The sequence below is a fragment of the Aliikangiella maris genome, assembly GCF_040719265.1.
GTDB lineage: Bacteria > Pseudomonadota > Gammaproteobacteria > Enterobacterales > Kangiellaceae > Aliikangiella > Aliikangiella maris.
Genome location: NZ_JBFDAH010000087.1, coordinates 1 through 2,125, shown reverse-complemented (window position 1 = coordinate 2,125; position 2,125 = coordinate 1). Strand labels below are relative to the sequence as shown.

General features: G+C 36.0%; 2 protein-coding genes. Both read right to left on the bottom strand.

What is annotated here, in order from left to right; translation table 11 throughout:
• The coding region (locus ABVT42_RS22115) for a hypothetical protein (protein WP_367024504.1) at window positions 1-895 on the bottom strand (895 nt) is incomplete at its 3' end.
• A 215-nt stretch (window positions 896-1,110) separates the two neighbouring features.
• Window positions 1,111-2,125: hypothetical protein (locus ABVT42_RS22110; RefSeq protein WP_367024503.1), on the bottom strand; the 1,015-nt coding region annotated here is incomplete at its 5' end.

Genomic DNA, 2,125 nt, shown 5'->3' with positions numbered 1-2,125 from the left:
CATAGGTCTGCCAAAATTCTTTTTGAAATGAGAGAAATTCTTCCGTTAGCTCAATTTCAAAATTTTCCATAAAGGCTTTTTCGGCTTGATTCCAGTTTTCTATCATGTCGCTTTCATTTATTTCTTTTGAATAAAAAGGAAGGTCTGTTGATTGAATAAAAGTAATATTCAAAATAACTTGCTCATTCAATACAGTTTTATAACTCCTATCCACCAAATAGTTATATTGATAAACATCCTTAATTAGCCAAGTTACAGAATTTCTATTTACAACCTTATAATGTTCCTCAAGTATCGAAAATATCTCATCCTCATTTTCAGTAGTTAATTTATAAAAGCTTTCTATTAAATCATCAGAAAATCGATTCAACGTATTAAAATTAAGTTGTAAGCTTTTATATGGGCGCCAGTAAGTATCAATTACAACTTTTTTACATCCAAGATACTTGCTTTTCCCTTTATAGCGCTCAACTAGCCATTTATTGGCATATATTAAAGAAAGATGTTTTTCAAACACAGCGTCAGAATAAATATTAACATTAGGTCCAAAGTTTTTATAAGAAACGGGATTTTTAATGATGCTATCTTTAAAGGCAATGTGATAACCGGATAGGTTAAATGTCACCGTTCGACCACTGACAATTTTAATCGGCCGAGTTTTATAAGGGTCGTTATCATAATCTTTTAAATCTTTACGCCGCTCAATAAAAGCTATCCAGCGTCGCTTCATCCCTTTAAACGCTTCCTGTTCAAATTGCTTCATTGCAAATTGATGATTGGCCTTCCGGAATTCATCAGTAAATTGATTATATAAAATGTTCATTAGCACCTGACAGACTAAAAAACACCCCACCACAGTGACAACTAAAACCCACCAATCACTGCCATTAGCCAAATAAAATCCCACAATCCCACCGACTAGCAGCGAGATTTTGGGTTTCCAGTGAATACGATTTAAACCTGCNCACTGCCATTAGCCAAATAAAATCCCACAATCCCACCGACTAGCAGCGAGATTTTGGGTTTCCAGTGAATACGATTTAAACCTGCCGTATTCTCCGTATTATTTTTAGATAAATGATTCGACATAGAACACAATATTGCAATAAATTACTTAAAATGGTTAAAAATAGAAAACAATTGAAGTTGTGCTTCTTTTCTAATTTCAGCCAGACTCGCAGTTGGATGTGAGCGCAAATAATCTCTGGCAAGCCAGTTGAGCCCCATTTTATATAATACTCGACCCGCCATTGCCGTTCCGGCTGTGGCTAATGCTAGTCCTGGCCGACTTATTGTACTGGGGTTAGATATTGCAATCAACGATACCCCACCAAGAACCACTTGTATCGCAGTATTGGCGCTTTCTTTTTCCAGCTTTCTGTCATCCACATCGGCATACTGCCCCATAAGTGGCTTTTGATTATTCGCATTAAAACCTCGTAATCGGGACTGATAATCGGTTGCCGTTAAAACATAGCCAAAATCTTTATACTGAATATTTGATTCTTTTAATCGATTGGCCATTGCTAGCATTGAAAAGCGCGGATTAACCATACACACGCGCAAATTGCGCATTTCCTGTTTAGGCACACGATATAAGGCATCGCGTAAATAGAAACAGCCATTTTTACTGGCAACCAGATGCGTTTCTTGAGATTTGGGTAAACTGGCAATATGGCTGGCTAAATAAGTCACACTCTTATGATGACTGTCTTTTTGGAGGAATTTAAATCGGGCTGCCGGTGTAAACCAATTGAGTTTTTGCAGCATGTTTTTTTCAAAATAACACAGCGTAAATTTAGAAGGTGCATTAGCTTTGAAAATATCTTCCATAAATTCACCTGATTTAATAATAATACTCGAAATATTCTCCCGTTCATTATCAGCCACCATTAGATAATTAGTTAATATCTCATGTGATTTATTTCTTGATATCCAGTTACTACCATATTTCTCCACCAAATAAAATCCATTTTTCGATTTCACATTAGTCTGCCGATTTGCATCAACGCCTAAATACAAAATATCATCAATAAAAATCCCGCCAGAGCCAAACTTATTCAGACGAAAATGAAAATAATAACCTTCTAAAATATGCGTGGCACGCTCCATGTGGTCAAAACCC